This window comes from Paenibacillus barcinonensis (assembly GCF_003217495.1).
Classification (GTDB): domain Bacteria; phylum Bacillota; class Bacilli; order Paenibacillales; family Paenibacillaceae; genus Paenibacillus; species Paenibacillus barcinonensis.
Map to the genome: position 1 here is coordinate 21,523 of NZ_QJSW01000020.1, position 16,580 is coordinate 38,102.

15 protein-coding genes are annotated in these 16,580 nt (G+C 47.0%); 12 read left to right on the top strand and 3 right to left on the bottom strand.

All coding sequences use genetic code 11. From position 1 onward, the window contains the following. The first annotated feature begins 4 nt into the window (after window positions 1–4). From gucD to DFQ00_RS22630, 4 genes are all read left to right on the top strand, one after another. Window positions 5–1,468 (top strand): alpha-ketoglutaric semialdehyde dehydrogenase GucD, encoded by a 1,464-nt coding sequence (gene gucD / locus DFQ00_RS22615; RefSeq protein ID WP_110898750.1) that lies wholly within the window; start codon window positions 5–7, stop codon window positions 1,466–1,468. Window positions 1,469–1,485: 17 nt separating this feature from the next. Beyond that, complete coding sequence (locus DFQ00_RS22620) at window positions 1,486–3,525, top strand: YjhG/YagF family D-xylonate dehydratase (protein ID WP_244213969.1); 2,040 nt, start codon at window positions 1,486–1,488, stop codon at window positions 3,523–3,525. Window positions 3,526–3,624: 99 nt separating this feature from the next. Then, a complete protein-coding gene (locus DFQ00_RS22625; RefSeq protein WP_110898751.1) occupies window positions 3,625–5,214 on the top strand; it encodes a glycoside hydrolase family 43 protein in 1,590 nt (529 codons plus the stop codon). A gap of 194 nt (window positions 5,215–5,408) precedes the next feature. Continuing rightward, window positions 5,409–5,762, top strand: coding sequence for an SH3 domain-containing protein (locus tag DFQ00_RS22630; protein WP_110898752.1), 354 nt, complete (start codon window positions 5,409–5,411; stop codon window positions 5,760–5,762). Window positions 5,763–5,770: 8 nt separating this feature from the next. Here the strand turns inward: DFQ00_RS22630 and DFQ00_RS22635 are convergent, their stop codons facing one another. Next, window positions 5,771–6,661, bottom strand: coding sequence for a LysR family transcriptional regulator (locus tag DFQ00_RS22635; protein WP_110898805.1), 891 nt, complete (start codon window positions 6,659–6,661; stop codon window positions 5,771–5,773). Between the two features lie 124 nt (window positions 6,662–6,785). Between DFQ00_RS22635 and DFQ00_RS22640 the strand changes: the two genes are divergently transcribed. From DFQ00_RS22640 to DFQ00_RS22650, 3 genes are all read left to right on the top strand, one after another. Further along, on the top strand, window positions 6,786–7,907 hold the full coding sequence (locus DFQ00_RS22640) for an MFS transporter (RefSeq protein ID WP_110898753.1): 1,122 nt from the start codon (window positions 6,786–6,788) through the stop codon (window positions 7,905–7,907). 130 nt (window positions 7,908–8,037) lie between these two features. Continuing rightward, entirely contained in the window at window positions 8,038–8,883 is an 846-nt protein-coding gene (locus DFQ00_RS22645) for a sensor histidine kinase (protein ID WP_110898754.1), read from the top strand. Next, entirely contained in the window at window positions 8,880–9,545 is a 666-nt protein-coding gene (locus DFQ00_RS22650; RefSeq protein WP_110898755.1) for a response regulator, read from the top strand. The genes DFQ00_RS22645 and DFQ00_RS22650 overlap by 4 nt, the downstream gene beginning before the upstream one ends. Window positions 9,546–9,700: 155 nt before the next feature. Here DFQ00_RS22650 and DFQ00_RS22655 read toward each other — a convergent pair whose 3' ends face one another. After that, the gene (locus tag DFQ00_RS22655; protein WP_110898756.1) at window positions 9,701–11,056 is read right to left on the bottom strand and encodes a PepSY-associated TM helix domain-containing protein; all 1,356 of its coding nucleotides are present in this window, start codon (window positions 11,054–11,056) and stop codon (window positions 9,701–9,703) included. Window positions 11,057–11,272: 216 nt separating this feature from the next. After that, a complete protein-coding gene (locus DFQ00_RS22660; protein ID WP_110898757.1) occupies window positions 11,273–12,193 on the bottom strand; it encodes an alpha/beta hydrolase in 921 nt (306 codons plus the stop codon). Window positions 12,194–12,255: 62 nt separating this feature from the next. Between DFQ00_RS22660 and DFQ00_RS22665 the strand changes: the two genes are divergently transcribed. From DFQ00_RS22665 to DFQ00_RS22685, 5 genes are all read left to right on the top strand, one after another. After that, window positions 12,256–13,170 (top strand): LysR family transcriptional regulator, encoded by a 915-nt coding sequence (locus DFQ00_RS22665; protein WP_110898758.1) that lies wholly within the window; start codon window positions 12,256–12,258, stop codon window positions 13,168–13,170. Between the two features lie 152 nt (window positions 13,171–13,322). Further along, window positions 13,323–14,174 carry a DegV family protein gene (locus DFQ00_RS22670; RefSeq protein ID WP_167433806.1) on the top strand — a complete coding sequence of 284 codons (852 nt, stop codon included), beginning with the start codon at window positions 13,323–13,325 and terminating at the stop codon, window positions 14,172–14,174. Between the two features lie 171 nt (window positions 14,175–14,345). Then, on the top strand, window positions 14,346–14,729 hold the full coding sequence (locus tag DFQ00_RS22675; RefSeq protein ID WP_110898760.1) for a hypothetical protein: 384 nt from the start codon (window positions 14,346–14,348) through the stop codon (window positions 14,727–14,729). A 17-nt stretch (window positions 14,730–14,746) separates the two neighbouring features. After that, the gene (locus tag DFQ00_RS22680) at window positions 14,747–15,367 is read left to right on the top strand and encodes a copper resistance CopC family protein (protein ID WP_146236216.1); all 621 of its coding nucleotides are present in this window, start codon (window positions 14,747–14,749) and stop codon (window positions 15,365–15,367) included. Between the two features lie 278 nt (window positions 15,368–15,645). After that, window positions 15,646–16,440, top strand: a complete 795-nt coding sequence (locus DFQ00_RS22685; RefSeq protein ID WP_208643813.1) for a copper resistance D family protein — start codon at window positions 15,646–15,648, stop codon at window positions 16,438–16,440. The last annotated feature ends 140 nt before the right edge of the window (window positions 16,441–16,580 follow it).

Genomic DNA, 16,580 nt, shown 5'->3' on the forward strand with positions numbered 1-16,580 from the left:
CGCAATGGGTTTTCAGTTAGAGCAGACGTATAACAATTTTATTAACGGTGAATGGGTGAAGGCAGGTTCCGGCCAGACCGAACCAAGCCTTAATCCGGCGAATCGCAACGAAATTGTAGGTTATGTTCCAGCTTCTGGTGTGGAGGACCTGAATCATGCTGTGGCAGCGGCCAAAACGGCAGCCAAAACGTGGCGCAGGTTAACTGGCGCGGAACGCGGCAATTATCTGTTTCAGGCTGCCAATGTACTCGAACGTCGGGCAGACGAGGTTGCCGAAGCGATGACAAGGGAGATGGGGAAGACCTTTCCTGAAGCCAAGGGAGAGACGATGCGCGGCGTCGCGATTCTCAGGTATTACGCAGGAGAAGGCATGCGCAAAACAGGTGATGTTATTCCGTCAACGGACAGTGAAGCTCTGATGTTCACAACCCGTGTACCGCTTGGTGTGGTAGGTGTGATTGCACCTTGGAATTTTCCGGTGGCGATCCCGATCTGGAAAACAGCGCCTGCGTTGATCTACGGCAATACCGTTGTACTCAAGCCAGCTCAGGAAACGGTGGTTACCGCAGCCATAGTAATGGAATGCTTCAAGGAAGCGGGTCTTCCAGCAGGAGTTCTTAACCTGATATGTGGTAAAGGTTCCGTCATCGGTTCCGCGCTGGCGGAGCACCCGGATGTAAACGGAATTACATTCACAGGCTCCAATGAAGTCGGCAAACGGGTTGGTGCGGCTGCCCTCGCTCGGGGTGCCAAATACCAGCTTGAAATGGGTGGTAAAAACCCGGTAATCATTGCCGCAGACGCTAATCTCGATCTGGCTGTAGAAGGAACGATCAGCGGTGGTCTGAAATCAACAGGGCAAAAATGTACAGCGACCAGCCGCGTTATTATCGAACGAAAAATATATGATGCCTTCAAGGAAAAGCTGCTGTCACAGGTTCAGGAGATTCGTTTGGGAGACGGCATGTCTGCTGGCAGCTGGATGGGGCCGTGTGCAAGTGAAGGGCAGCTGAACACCGTGCTGAGCTACATTCAGAAAGGACAGGATGAGGGCGCAGTTCTGCTTGCCGGGGGAAAAAGACCAAATAATCCCGAGCTTGCAGAGGGCTTTTATGTAGAACCAACCGTATTTGAAGGTGTCGAATCCCATATGTCTATTGCCAGGGAAGAAATTTTTGGCCCGGTGCTGGCCTTGATGCCCGTTGACTCTATCGAGGAAGCGATAACACTCGCCAATGACAGCGATTATGGTTTAAGTGCTTCAATCTATACGCAGAACGTTGGTTCGATGCTCTCGTTTATCCGGGATATGGATGCCGGACTTGTCAGAATTAATGCAGAAACCGCAGGAGTAGAGCTGCAGGCACCGTTTGGCGGGATGAAAATGTCCAGCTCGCATTCCAGAGAGCAGGGACAAGCGGCTATAGAATTTTTCACCGCGATCAAAACAGTCTTCGTGAAATCATAACCTGCGGGGAGGATATCATGTACGAACAGATCCTATCAATTATGGAGGGAAAAGCAGCTGTTCTGGAGGGAAAAGCAGCTGAACAGGATGGAGCAGTGACCGAACTGAAAGGAACGGCGTCAGACCGCTACGAGATTACAGCTCATGCTCCAGGGCCCACAGGTCATCTGCCATTGACCGATGATTTGCTGCGTAATGCTCCAAGCGGTGACTTGTTCGGCATGTCCCAGAATGTTGGCATGGGCTGGAAGCCAGGAGAATTAAACGGCAAACAGTTCCTTATCTTAAGCACACAGGGCGGTATTCGAAATGAAGATGGCAGCCCTGCAGCTCTTGGTTATCATACGGGCCACTGGGAGGTTGGGCTGCTGATGAAGGCGGCTGCCGAAGAACTGTCCAGCCATGGCGGCATCCCCTTTGCCGGTTATGTCAGTGACCCTTGCGACGGCAGATCACAAGGAACGACCGGTATGTTCGACTCGCTTCCGTATCGGAACGATGCGGCAATGGTTTTCCGCCGATTGATTCGATCTCTGCCCACGCGAAAAGGTGTGCTTGGTGTTGCCACCTGTGACAAGGGACTGCCCGCCATGATGCTTGCGCTGGCAGGTGTGCCGCAGCTGCCAGGAGTGATCGTTCCGGGCGGTGTTACCCTTCCGCCTACGGATGGAGAGGACGCTGGCAAAATCCAGACTATTGGTGCAAGGTATTCGAATGGAGAGCTTTCACTGGAGATGGCATCAGAGCTGGGGTGCCGGGCTTGTGCTACACCTGGCGGGGGATGTCAGTTTCTAGGAACAGCTGCAACTGCGCAGGTTGTCGCGGAGGCTTTGGGCATGACGGTACCTCACGCCGCCTTGGCCCCTTCAGGACAGCCGATCTGGACCGAGATGGCGCGTCAATCCGCACGCGCGCTCATGCATATGGAGAAGCAGGGTATGACGATGTCTGACATTATTACCGATGCTTCCATTCGCAATGCCATGGTTGTACATGCTGCCTTCGGCGGGTCTACGAATCTGCTGCTTCATATTCCAGCGATTGCTCATGCGGCAGGTCTAACCCTGCCGGGTGTACAGGACTGGATTCAGGTCAATAAACAGGTGCCCAGACTGGTAAGCGCGCTGCCGAACGGTCCTGTCTTTTACCCGACCATTCGGGTATTTCAGGCCGGCGGTGTTCCCGAGGTCATGCTTCATCTCAGACGCCTGGGCCTGTTGGATGTCTCTGTACCGACCGTAACTGGCATGCCTTTGGATCATGTACTGGATTGGTGGGAATCGTCAGAACGTCGTCATGTCATGCGCAAGCAGCTGCAGGAGAGAGATGGCATTGATCCGGACACCGTCATTATGAGTGCAGAACTTTCGAAGCATCTCGGGATTTCCTCAACGGTGACCTTTCCAACCGGCAATATCGCTCCCGAAGGCTCGGTTATTAAATCGACCTCCATCGACCCGGATGTTCTGGATGAGCATGGGGTATATCGTCACCGGGGCACTGCAAAGGTGTTTACCACCGAACGTGCAGCCATTCGTGCCATCAAAACAGGCGGAATTCAGGCAGGAGACATTATCGTACTGCTTGGACGCGGGCCTTCAGGCACGGGCATGGAGGAGACCTATCAGCTAACGTCTGCACTCAAACATCTGTCTTTTGGCAAATACGTCTCCCTGATTACGGATGCAAGGTTCTCGGGTGTCTCCACAGGTGCATGTATTGGTCATGTTGGTCCTGAAGCTCTGGCGGGCGGGCCAATTGGCAAGCTGCGGGATGGTGATCTGATTGACATCGTAGTGAATCGAAGCACACTGGATGGAAGTGTTAATTTTGTCGGAACAGTGGGCATGGAGGTAACCCCGGAGGAAGGATCGTTTATTCTGGCACAGAGATCGTTTCATCCAAATATGCGTGCAGATGAAGCGCTGCCAGATGATACACGCCTGTGGGCCGCACTTCAAGCAGTCAGCGGGGGAACCTGGAGAGGCAATGTATATGATGTCGATCGAATTATCACCGCACTCGAAGCGGGAAAAAAAGCACTGGGTTGGCACTAAACCAACAGGACCTGGATAAACAAAGTCACTCTGGCATCGGTGCTCTGGCCTGTATATTATTTTGGAACAGATATTACTCATGTACCGGAGGTTTCTTCAATGAATACGATCAACCCTTTGATCACCAATCCGATTCTTCCCGGGTTTCATCCCGATCCCTCTATCTGCAGGGCGGGAGAAGATTATTATATCGCTACATCTACGTTCGAGTGGTTCCCGGGTGTACGCATTCACCATTCCAAAGATCTCGTTCATTGGCGCGCAATGCCGTATCCGCTAACTCGCAATGCGCAGCTCAACATGGAGGGCAACATTAATTCCGGTGGCGTATGGGCACCCTGCCTCAGTTATGATAACGGGATGTTTTATCTAATATATACCGATGTGAAGAGCCGGGTGGGTGCTTTTAAAGATACACATAATTACCTTGTCACCGCATCGGATATTGAAGGACCATGGTCTGACCCGATCTATCTGAACAGCAGTGGCTTTGATCCATCCTTATTCCATGATGAAGACGGGCGCAAATGGCTGGTTAATATGATCTGGGATCACCGTAAAGGCAAAAATCACTTCGCAGGCATCGTGCTGCAGGAGTATTCCGTTCAGGAACAGAGGCTGATCGGACCCGCAGTTCATATTTTCAAAGGGACCGAGCTGGGACTTACAGAAGCACCGCATCTGTATAAGCACAACGGCTATTATTACTTGGTTACCGCAGAAGGTGGAACAGGCTATGAGCACGCCGTTACCGTTGCACGTTCACGGACGTTACAAGGCCCTTATGAGGTTGACCCGGCAAACCCGATACTCACATCCAATGGCAGAACGGATTTACCCCTGCAAAAAGCAGGTCATGGCAGTCTCGTGGAAACACACACTGGTGAATGGTACATGGCACATCTCGTTGGAAGACCCGTGCAGGACAAGCACTGCATTCTTGGTCGTGAGACAGCGCTGCAGCGCTGTATCTGGAGCGAAGAAGGATGGTTGAGACTTGCTACTGGAGATCGTTATCCAGAGCTTCAGGTCGCTGCACCTAACGTAACACCGCATCCTTTTGAAGCGATGCCCGATAAGGATGATTTTGATCAGACCGAGCTTCGGAACGACTGGAATACACTTCGCATCCCGCCTGACTCATCGTGGCTTAGCTTGACGGAACGCCCTGGCTACTTGCGCCTGTATGGTATGGAGTCGATGAGCTCGACGCATCGACAAAGTATGGTTGCCCGCAGACTGCATACTTTTGAAGTTGAAGCAGAAACCTGCCTTGAATTCGCACCGGATCATCCACAGCAGATGGCTGGACTGATTCTTTATTACGATACTCAGGATTATCTCTATCTGCGAGTGACACATCATGAAGAGAAAGGGCTGTGCCTTGGGATCATTCAGTCCAGATATGGAGTGTATGATGAGCTTGTAGAGGAAGACATTGCACTGACACAGGGGAATCGAATTCGGCTGAAATCGGTGATTGATCATGATCGTGCCTGCTTTTACTACAGCCCGGACGAGGATTCTTCCTGGGTTCAGATTGGTGATTGGACAAATATTACTCATTTATGTGATGAATCTCCGGAGTACATTCGCTTCACCGGAACCTACATTGGGCTCTGTGTGCAGGATCTTGGCGGAACACGCAAGCATGCTGATTTTGATTATTTTCGGTATACGATGCGTTAATTAAAATTCATATTCAAGATGGCCCTGGCATTGTTGTTGTAGCTACCCTGGGCCATCTTTTTTTGTTGAACAGTGTTAACTATGGAGAAAACGAACTCCATCATATTTATAGTCCTATCATATTTTGATAGAATAATCATGTAGCTCAACACATTTTATGTAGAATACAGTCTTATATTTTGGAGGGAATACATATGAAGCAGTATACAGTCATTCAAGCACATCATTCTAATTATCCAGATCCGATTGTGCTGTCCAAGGGCGATGTCGTTCTGTACGGAAAAGAGGATACCGAATTCCCGAACTGGATCTTCTGTGAAGCCGTGCACTCTAAGAAAAAAGGCTGGGTACCAAAACAAATCCTGAGTGCACCTGATGACAAACTCATGGCAAGTGTTCAACAAAACTACTCTGCACATGAATTGAATGTGTCTCCGGGTATGATCGTTGAGAAGGAATCAGAGTTGAATGAGTGGAGTCTCGTACTCACTGCTGATGGGGAGAAGGGGTGGGTACCGAATAAAGTAATCACCCCGTTGAAGCTATAAACAAAAGCTCAGTCTTCCTTGGATTTGAAAAAGTCAATCAGCCATTCCATTAACTGCTGCTGAGCCTTGCTGATAAAACGGTCAGCATAATAAGTCAGCTCCATATGCCGAACTGGCACAGGTCCAGCAATCGGGATAGATACGATATCAGACCAGCCGGAATGCTGTTTCAGCAGCTCTCTTGGCTGAATTGTGGCACCAATGCCTGCCGCAACCAGCTGCAGCAGGGAAGACGCAGACCCCACCTCCATAACCGTACTTAATTCCATGCCGTGTTCCCGGCAAACATCATCCACCAAATCTCTGCCCAAATACCCCTTCGGATACATGACAAGCGCATGCTTCGTCAGTTCTTCAAGTGTAATCTCATGTCTCTTCGCCAGCACGCTTGAGGCATGAACAAATACTTCATACGGTTCACTGCCTAGTGGAATCTGTACCAGTCTTTTGTCCGCAGGCGTACGTAGTCCAATACCCAGATCGACCTGATGTGCGAGCACTTCATCCCGAACATAGATGGTGGAGAAGGCCTGCAATTTAGTATCAGGATAACGCGTTTTGAACTCCACAAAGAGTGGAACGAGCTGAAAATCAAGGTCAGACGGTAATACAGCCAGACGCACGGTTCCACGTTTCTCGGATAACAGCTCTTTAATCGCATTCTTCGCATCCATCTCCGCCTGAAGCATTTTCATTCCGTACTGATGGAGAAGCTTGCCCGCCTCGGTTGCAATGACTTTTTTGCCAATGCGGTCGAAGAGAGGGGTACCCAATTCTGCCTCCAGCAGACGAATCTGCTGACTCAGCGTAGGCTGGGAAATGCCTAAACTCTCTGCCGCCTTTGTGAAATGAAGCTGCTCAAATACTGCCCTGAAATACGTTATATTTCGGGTATCTATGCCGTTCACCTCGCTAAATGATAGTATTTTACTATTATAATAATATGAATTATTGGATTGATCAATGAATCAGGCGGGCTTATACTCAAAGTGAATTCAACAAGAACTCTGGAGGAAGAGCACGATGAAAAAAACATTCTATGTATTGGCGCTATCTATCGCGGCATTGAATCTGCGTCCGATCATTACTTCCGTAGCTTCGATGATGGGCATAATTAAATCCGAGCTTGGTATAAGTGCATTAACAGCAAGTCTATTAACAACATTGCCTGTGCTGTGTATGGGACTGTTTGCTCCTGCTGCCACGGCGCTCAGTCAGCGGCTGGGTATGGAGCGAACACTTGTCATATCCCTGTTGCTGATTACAGTAGCGACTGCACTGCGAAGTGCGGGGCAATCCGTCACTATACTTCTCGTTACCGCTTTGTCGGGAGGAATCGGGATCAGCTTCGCTGGCCCTCTGTTATCCAGTTATATCAAAAAGTATTTCCCCGGCAGTCCTGGCATTGTCAGTATCTATTCCGTATCCATGACGATTGGGGCGGCGCTAGCATCAGGATTGACCATTCCGATCTATCATCAGTCTCAGAACAACCTGACACTCGCTTTGTCCTGCTGGACCGTGCTGGGAATACTTGCTTTGATTTTCTGGCTTCCACTTATTCGCCAAAAACAATCATCCAGCAGCAGCATGCAGCGTCTTCGGTTGCCGCTGTCCAACAAAAAAGCAATTCGATTCACCTTATTCTTCGGCTTCATGGCCAGCATGTTCTACAGCCTGACCGCGTGGATATCACCGATTGCTCTTAGCTTTGGATACAGTACACAGGATGCATCCATACTGCTTACCTTGTTTACACTGATTCAAGTGCCTGCTGCGCTGCTCATTCCAAATCTGGTGAACCGCTCAGGCAAGCTCAAGCTGTGGCTGGTCTTATGTAGCATTTCGGAGCTCGTGGGTCTAGCATTACTCTTATCCCCTGTTCCAATGCTTCCAGCCGTCCTTTTTCTGGGTATGGGTGCCGGTGGATTATTTCCTTTGGCCTTAATGCTGCCTATTGTAGAAACACGCACGGCGGAGGAAGCGGGAACCTGGTCGGCCATGTCACAGATGGGTGGTTATATTATGGGAGCTTTCGGCCCCCTTGTTATCGGAGGCATCTTTGATCTGAGCGGACATTTCAACGCCTCCATCATAGCCATGCTGGTCATCGTGGTGCTAATGATCAGTGTTCAGCTATCCTAGCCTCCATTTTCTGAATTCAATATGTGATCACAATTTGGACACTTTTAGAGGCAGGCAATAGCCTGGTCGGGCTATATGGACGCCTGAACTTCATTTGTATACTAAGAATGACGGAGGGAGAGGAAGCCAGATGTCCTACAAACAAATTAAATGGATGATTTTGTTCATCCCTACAATCACAGTTGCGTTATGGGAGTACGTTCGGCATCAATTTCTACTTCCGTACATTTCAATGGATCTTGGAAACTGGCTGACGCCCGTATTCGTGTATATAGTCAGTATTACATTGTTAACCAGGCTGTTTCAGATGCTGGAGAAGATGCAGCGAGAGCTGGAACGTGCGCGGGCGGACAAGGCTGCGTTGGAGGCCAAAGAACAGCTTGCAAGAGAGCTGCATGATGGCATAGCCCAGTCCCTATTTCTACTATCAGTTAAAGCCGAGAAGCTGGAGAAGGGCAGCCGTAAAGAGCCAGAGCAGCATAACGAGAATATTCTTTCTATACGTAAAACCATTCATGAAGTGAATCGGTACGTGAGGCAGGCCATTGCCAATCTGCGACAGGATCGGGAGGAAAGCCGACTGGAGGAGACCAAAGAATCTGCACTGCAGCATCAGATCAAATCCATGATACGAGACATACGCACGCCCATTATCGTCGATTGGGACATGAAGGATAACCCTATGGAAAACAAGGAAAAGATAGAGCTGCTCGCCTGTGTTCGTGAGGCACTTATTAATATGGACAAGCACGCTGGCGCATCCTCTGGTCACATTAAGGCAGATGGCTTGAGCAACAGCTGGAAGATCAGTATTACCGACAACGGACAAGGCTTTGAAGGCGATCCTTTTGCAAAGAAAAACAAATTCGGGCTACGCATTATGAAGGAGCGTTGCAGTGAGATGGGATGGGTCATGAATATGTACCGGGAGAACGAACAGACGATTGTTGAGATCCGCAAAGGGGGTGCCGCATGAATCTAACGAAAACCCGTGTACTTGTGGTGGATGACCATGCACATGCAAGAGAAGCGATCCGTGAAATATTAAGCATGGATGCCCAGTTCGAGGTCATCGGTGTCGTGGCTAATGGACAGGAAGCGATAGAGTTTATGGAAAAATGGCTTCCTGATCTGATTTTAATGGATATCCAGATGCCGGTTATGGATGGGTTGGAAGCAACTCGCCGTATCAAGATGGATTATCCGTATATCAAAATTGTAATGATTACTGTGTCTGATGATATGCTCCATTTACTTGAGGCTCTGAAGCGAGGGGCTCAGGGGTACCTGCTCAAGAATCTGGAGCCCTCCACCTGGCTGGAGTATCTGCATTCGATTATCAACGAAGAGGCACCATTATCGAGAGAAGTAGCTTATCAGATTCTAAAGGAAGTTAACGTCGTGGAAGCGAGAGAGGCCGAGGTCAAGCTGACGACACGAGAGCTGGACATTTTATATGGAGTAGCCGCGGGCTGGACCAATAAAGAGATCGCCGTCAAATATACGATTTCGGAATATACAGTCAAAAACCACCTAAAAAACATACTGCAAAAGCTACAGCTGCAAAACCGGGTTCAGTTAACCCGTTATGCTCTGGAACAGGGACTTGTATCAGATGCCAAACGCAGACTGAATTGAACGCTGCCGCAGCATCAGTACAACACAAAAACACCGCCCGAAAGATCATATCCATGATGATCCACAAGGCGGTATTTCTATTTTTTATTTCTTATGCCTTCTTACTTATTCAAATCAGCATCCGCTGTATAGTCGTCCTTTCTCACGTGATCTCTTTATGCTGCGTGTTCCGGCTGGCGTGTGGCGAAATAAACGATCGTTTCAATGATCAAAATGAGGAGCAAGGATAAGCCGAATAGCGGCATAAGTATCCCTAATACAAACAGGGTAAGTACGGCCCCGATGGACCATGGTTTGTTGATTCGCCGCGGACGATTGGACTCGCCAGGCTTCATTCTTTTCATCCAGGACCAAAAACCCATCACGATTGCGCCCAGGAAAGCAAGGCATACCAGTAAATTCATGATTCGATTCGCTGTGCCAAACAGGTGACCTTCATGCAGCGGAATACCCCATGTAAACCATTTGCCGATGATACCATAGTCTGCAAAATTAATCCGGGCAATCAGCTTGCCGGAATATTGATCGAAATAAGCGGTTGTCTCCTCATAAGGATTCACATCCAGACCGGTAACCCCCGTGTTGCTTCCTTTGGTCACGGTGAAGACACCTTGTTCATTGGAAGGATACACAATAGAGAAGGGCCGGGTTATGTTCTCTTTTTGCGCATTCTGAATGATTACTCGCAAACGTTGCTGATGCTCGGATATCACTGCCGCCGTTGTCTCGTGATGTCCATGAGCTGCATGCTCCGAGACAGGCTGATCCAGACTGCGCGTAGCCCATGGAATCTCGTTGATGTCCGATTGAGGCGGGTTATATTTCAATGCCGTTCGGCCAAGTGCAGGATGCTCCTGAGCATATGAGCTGATGTAACTGCCGGTAAATACGGACCACGGAATGCCAGTGACTACGATAACGACCAGCGGAATCGCAATGATAAGCCCGAGAATGGCATGTATGCGTTGCAGCCGGAAAGGATGTTTACGCTGACCATTTCTGGCATCCAGCAGTCTCTTCTTGAAAGTCATATATACACCAGAGACAATCAAGAAGATGGCCCAGCAGGCCGTTAATTCGACCAGATAACGTACGAAGGTGCTACCGGTTAATAAGGAGCTGTGAAAGTTCCTCATCAGATTGGAGTACGTGTTATCGGCATTCTGCTCAGCTACAATCTGGTTGTTATGGTCCAAAAAGATATAACGAGTGTCACCATCGGCATTGCTGATCGTCACTCTGTTATTGTATGGCTCAGACATAATGCTGATCTTGCCGATATTGTAATCAGGATACTGATTACGGAGCTGCTGTACCGCTTCATCCAGGCTTTGCTTGGTGCTTACGGTGCTCTGACCGAAAAACGGCTCTTTGTACAGACTGTTCTCTACATTGGGATAGAACAGAAATCCGATGCCTGACAGTGTCAGCGTTAGCAATAGTGGCGAAATGAACCAAGCGGCATAAAAGTGGAGCCTGCGAAATGGATTAAATGTGTTCGAATTGCGCATACCCGTCTCCTCAAAATATCGTATTTTTTAATATTAGTAGGCCTAATAGTTATATTAATCGAAATAGATAGAGGAGCGGAATGGCTCAAGTGAGCTATTTGAAGCGTTTAGATATACCAAAAAAACAAGCCCCCATTCCCAAAGAGAGAAGGAGAGCTTGTTTGGTTCCAGGCAGCGTCAACGCATTCAGCCGATGGAGCTAAGCGTAGCGGTGTCCTAGCTTTTAATAATATCTATAATTTGCTTAAGCGCCTTTTTGGCTTCAGGGATCGGAAATACCGGGAACACATGATTCATTTTCGGATATTCAAAATAGTTGATATCTACGGATTGGCGGGCCGCTTTTTCTTTGAATTTACGCGCATCCGGAAGGAAGAATTCATGGGTGCCGATGAACACCGTGATTTTACCCAGATTTTTGATCTCTCCATGGATTGGGCTGACCAGGTAGTGAGAACGCGGCAGTTCACCTGCATATTGTTTACCAGCCTCAACCAGCATGACCCAATTCAGCATCGGCTCCCCGTCGATCATAGCTATAACCTCGGGGCTGCTCAATGTAATGTCAAGCCATGGTGACAACAGAATGATGTCCTTTGGCTGCGGTAATCCTTGCTCTTTCAAATATTGTGCGAAGGCCAGAGCAAGGCCGCCACCCGCTGAATCGCCCATAATGGTGATATTTTCTGGTTTGGCTTTCTTCAAAATATGCTGATAGACGAGCAATACACTTGCAATCGCATCTGTGCACTGATAGTTTGGAGCTTTTGGATATACTGGTGCGTATACCGTACAATTTAATTGCTCTGTCAAATGATTGAGAAAGTGCCGGTGCCATGTCAGCGGCTGCTCAACATATCCTCCACCAGGCAAATATAGAACGATCCGTTCATCAGATCGAGAGTTGGACTTCATCATATAAGTATCTACAGGGAGGCTCTGTTCCTTGATTATATTGTATTTCTGTTTAAGCTTGGCAGGAACCTCATAGGGCACGCTATTGATCTTTCTACGTTCTTCCATAAAGTCATGTACATTCATTTTCTTTTTCGTCATTTTTAACAACACTTCTACAAGAAAACTACGAATGCTACGCATAATATTCGCCTCCTTAGATAGATCATACTCGATTCGCATTATAAAATATATTTAATTATAATTTAGTATTATAAATATTTTTTAAAGATGGGGAGCATGTGATGAATATTTCTCAACTGCAGTATTTGATATCTGCCGCACAATTCGGTTCGTTTACCAAGGCAGCAAGTGTACATCATCTTACCGTGCCTACAATCAGCCAATCCATCAGGCAACTGGAAGAAGAGCTCGACACCGTTCTTTTTCACCGCACCAAAAAGGGCGTTGCTCCGACAGCCGAAGGGGAGTTGGTCCTGAAGTATGCTATGGCTATTCTGAAAAATATAGACAGCATGCAGCATGAATTGCTCACGCTGAAGGAAAATCATATAGAGAGCATTACGATTGCCACCATTCCCGGTTTTGTTCCGCAAGTGGTTCAGGCTACGTTAGAGCTAATGCAGGAACATCCAGAACTCAAGGTGCAGATGATTGAAGGCGATACTCAGACGGTTTTGAATCAGGTACAGGACGGTTATGCAGACATGGGTTTACTATCCTACAGTAAAAGTCAACAGAATCCTTCGTTTGAATGGGTCCCGATTGTAGAAGGGAGTGCTGTAATCATTATGAACACGAGCTCACCGCTGCGTTATTTGAAAACGATTACTCCCCAAACCTTGAAGAACGAGGTCTTTGTCTTATACAAAGATGAACACATCGAAAATATTGCCCATTATCTGATGTCTGCAAGTGATGGCAATCGTATATCTCTGATTACGAATAACACAGATGCACTGGGGCAGATGGTCTTTAAGGGCAATGCGATTACAATCGCTCCCGATTTTATTGTTAATGCATTGTCCTCCACTTATAAGGAACAACTAGTTACCGTTCCAATCGAACAGCTCGGTTCTGATAGCAAAGCTATTTTGGGCAGAATTACGAGAATAGCTGAGCCGATCCCTAAAATGATTCAAGAGTTTACGGCCAAGCTTACAGATCTGGTTAACCATATTAGTCCCCAGAAGGAATAAACAACATACCTGTAACTGAAACATCCAATTTCCTGCGCTTTTCATATAAAATTTGACTCACCCCTAAAAATGATATAGCTTTGTATCAAATGATATTTAAAATTTATATATTTCACAAAATCATATTAGATTGGATGGATGCAGCTATGGGGATGCCCTCGAATATTAAATTAATGGTGGACAGCACCTCGGATTTATCAAAGGAACTGCTCGAACAGTATGAGATCAGTGTTGTGCCATTATATGTCATTATGGGATCTCAATCGTACAAGGATAATATAGATATCACGACTGGAGAGCTGTATCGTCGCTCCGATGAAGAGGGCATCAATCCCAAAACAGCCGCGCCATCACCGGCGGATTTCCTTCACTTTTTTGAACAAGAGCTTACTGAAGGCAAACAGATCTTATACATCAGCATGTCCTCCAAGGTGTCTTCCACCAACCAGAATGCACATATTGCAGCCTCCGAGCTGCCGGCCGGCCAGATTCATATCGTGGATTCGATGCACCTGTCTGCAAGCTATGCCATGCTGGTGGTACGCGCAGCCCGTGCACTTGAAGCAGGAACCTCTCTTGAGCATGTCATTCAGGATATTGAGAATGTACGCGAGAAGGTTAATATTGAAGTATTAGTGGACCGATTGGATTATCTGTACAAGGGTGGACGAGTGAGCAGTTTACAGCATTTGATCGGGAATGTGCTTAAAGTACGTCCTGTGCTAAATATTATTGAGGGAGAAGTGCGCTCTATTCAGAAGTATCGCGGAAAAATGGAAAAGGCTCTGGACGGAGTGGTACAGAAAATCGTTACACGTAAAAATGAAATATGTCCAAACGTACTCATTATCGCTCAAACCTTTGCAGAGAAAATGGCCGAAAAACTGCATACATCTCTGAAGCAAACGAATCATTTTAAAGACATTATTCTGATTGAGGGCGGCTGTGTGATCGGCTCGCATACGGGTCCTGGTACAATCGCTGTCAGCTATATCGATTTGTAAATTCACATCAATCGTTCAATCTCCTTCAAGGCTGACTTGGGGGAGATTTTTTGTGAAAAAACACAAAATTGTCGAATTCATCCCATTGAATGAATATATGCTCATATGTTAACCTATAAACATTATCACATCCAGGGCAACCAAGCATTGTATTAAGGGAAGGGGAAGAATATGCCAAAAGCCGTTATACTTTTATTTGGGCTTGCATTCATTGTGATAGTGTCGGGATGCACGACTCCTGCTGCAGGATCAGGAGAAGGCCTGTCCGACATGCAGATTCAGGTGGTTCCACAAAAATCGTCAGGTGAAGCACAAATTATAGCCAAACTGGATGAGTCGATCATTCGTGATGGCTCATGGGTTATGTTTGAAATTATCAATCCCGCGATCAAAGGTCCCATCTGGCTGCAGGCAGATTACGAAGGGGAAGGAATCTATACAACGAAAACAACCTTGCCAAGTAAAAGCTACACTCTGTTAGGCCATTTTTATGCCGCTGGCGGATTTCATTTCTCCAGACAGTATGAACCGCAAACGAATTCAAACTTGAATTAGAAAGGCTGGTTTTTGCATTGAACCATTTACGGCAAACCGTTATCTCCATAATATGTGTAGTGCTGCTCGGTCTCTTTATGCTTCCGTCTAATTCATATGCACACACGAAGCTTATAGATTCAACCCCCAAAGTTGATGAAGTTGTCACGAAAGAGCTGGATGAAATTACGCTGCAATTCAATACCAGAATCGAGATGTTAAGTACATTTACGCTATGGGACGAACATAATACAGCAATTGCGTTAGGTTCCACCGAGATTAGTGAGGACACCATGAAAAGAAAACTCATCGCCGCAGATGATCTGCAGAATGGTACATACCGATTGGATTGGAAAATAGTCGGCAAGGATGGACATCCCATTGAAGGGCAGTATACTTTTCAGGTAAATATCCCTGCATCTATCCAACCATCTCAGATTGAATCAGCAGACCTTACTCCCTCAACCAAAGATCAAAATTCAGCTTCTGATGCTGCGGCATCTGAAACAAGCGTTTCTTCAGCGCAACCTACGCCTGATCAGCCTACAGAGAAGGCATCCGAGCGTAATTCATCATGGCTTCCGTATTTGCTCGGTGTAATCATTCTGCTGATTGTATTGTGGGTGGGATTACGTGCCGCCCAACGGAGAAAACCATGAGTTTTTACTGGCTTGCGGAACCCTTTCTCTACACATGCCTGGCCGTTCTATTTGGATTTTTGATCATGCCGCGCATACATCCCGTCATTCAAACGAGCACCAGAATGATAAACTGGGCGCTCCTTGGAATTGTTATTTGTGCTTTTGTACCTGTTCTTCGAATTATCGTTTTCTTTGCTAATGATACAAACTGGTTCATCATCTTCAGGAGTGTTATGTTTTCGTTCGCAGAAGGCAAAGCATACGTATGGACACTTATTTTCTGCATTCTGTTATTGATGATGATTCGAATAAACAATACGAACAAGAACAGACATCTATACACAGCGGCTCTAGTTCTTACAGCCATTGGACTTATAGCTACATTATCCTGGTCAAGCCATTCATCTTCCTATTTTGGCATGCAGGGCTTCTGGAATCATTTGATTCATCTGCTCTCGGTTACTGTCTGGTCCGGGATTTTGATTGTGACAAGCAGAATGATGCCTAATCATGAGAAACACTGGAGATCATTTCTCTCCTGGTATCACCCGTTCGCCGCAGCCATCATGGTTGTGATTCTAATGTCTGGCTTGATGTTAAACGTGAAAACAGATCCCGACTATATCAATTCCTGGGTCACCTCGTATGGTCAGGCACTGTTGATGAAACATCTGCTGATGATTCCGCTGCTCATCATGGCCTTTTTCAACGGCTTTATCATGAAGAAGAGACTTGGTCAAGAACAGTTCAATCCTCAAAGATGGCTGATGCTAGAAGGCATATTGGTGTTACTCATTTATACCGTCACCGGTTTTCTCAACCAGCAGCCCGCTCCTCATGAACTGAACCCTGAGACCATGAAGCTGTCTGCATCAGGTCTCTATACGTTCTGGAATCAGGGGAATCCGATAACCTATCCGGTGCATTGGAATATTGATGCGATTGCGATCCTCATGTATCTATTGGCAGCAGTCTCGATTTTAGCGATGTATGTGATTTTGAAAAAAAACAAAAACACGTATGCGGCACTTGTTTGTGGAGTCTTGTTCTGCCTCGTTTCGTTTGCCGGTTTGATACATGCCATTGCATAGAGCAACAGGCCCGATTGGTATATTCCTCATCCAATACGGGCCTTTTTGTGTTATGTAAGGAATAAATATAAACAGACTCTGCCTATAATTGAAGATCAGCTTCCCTGTACACTACAGATATGGAACCTTTGTTTTAATAC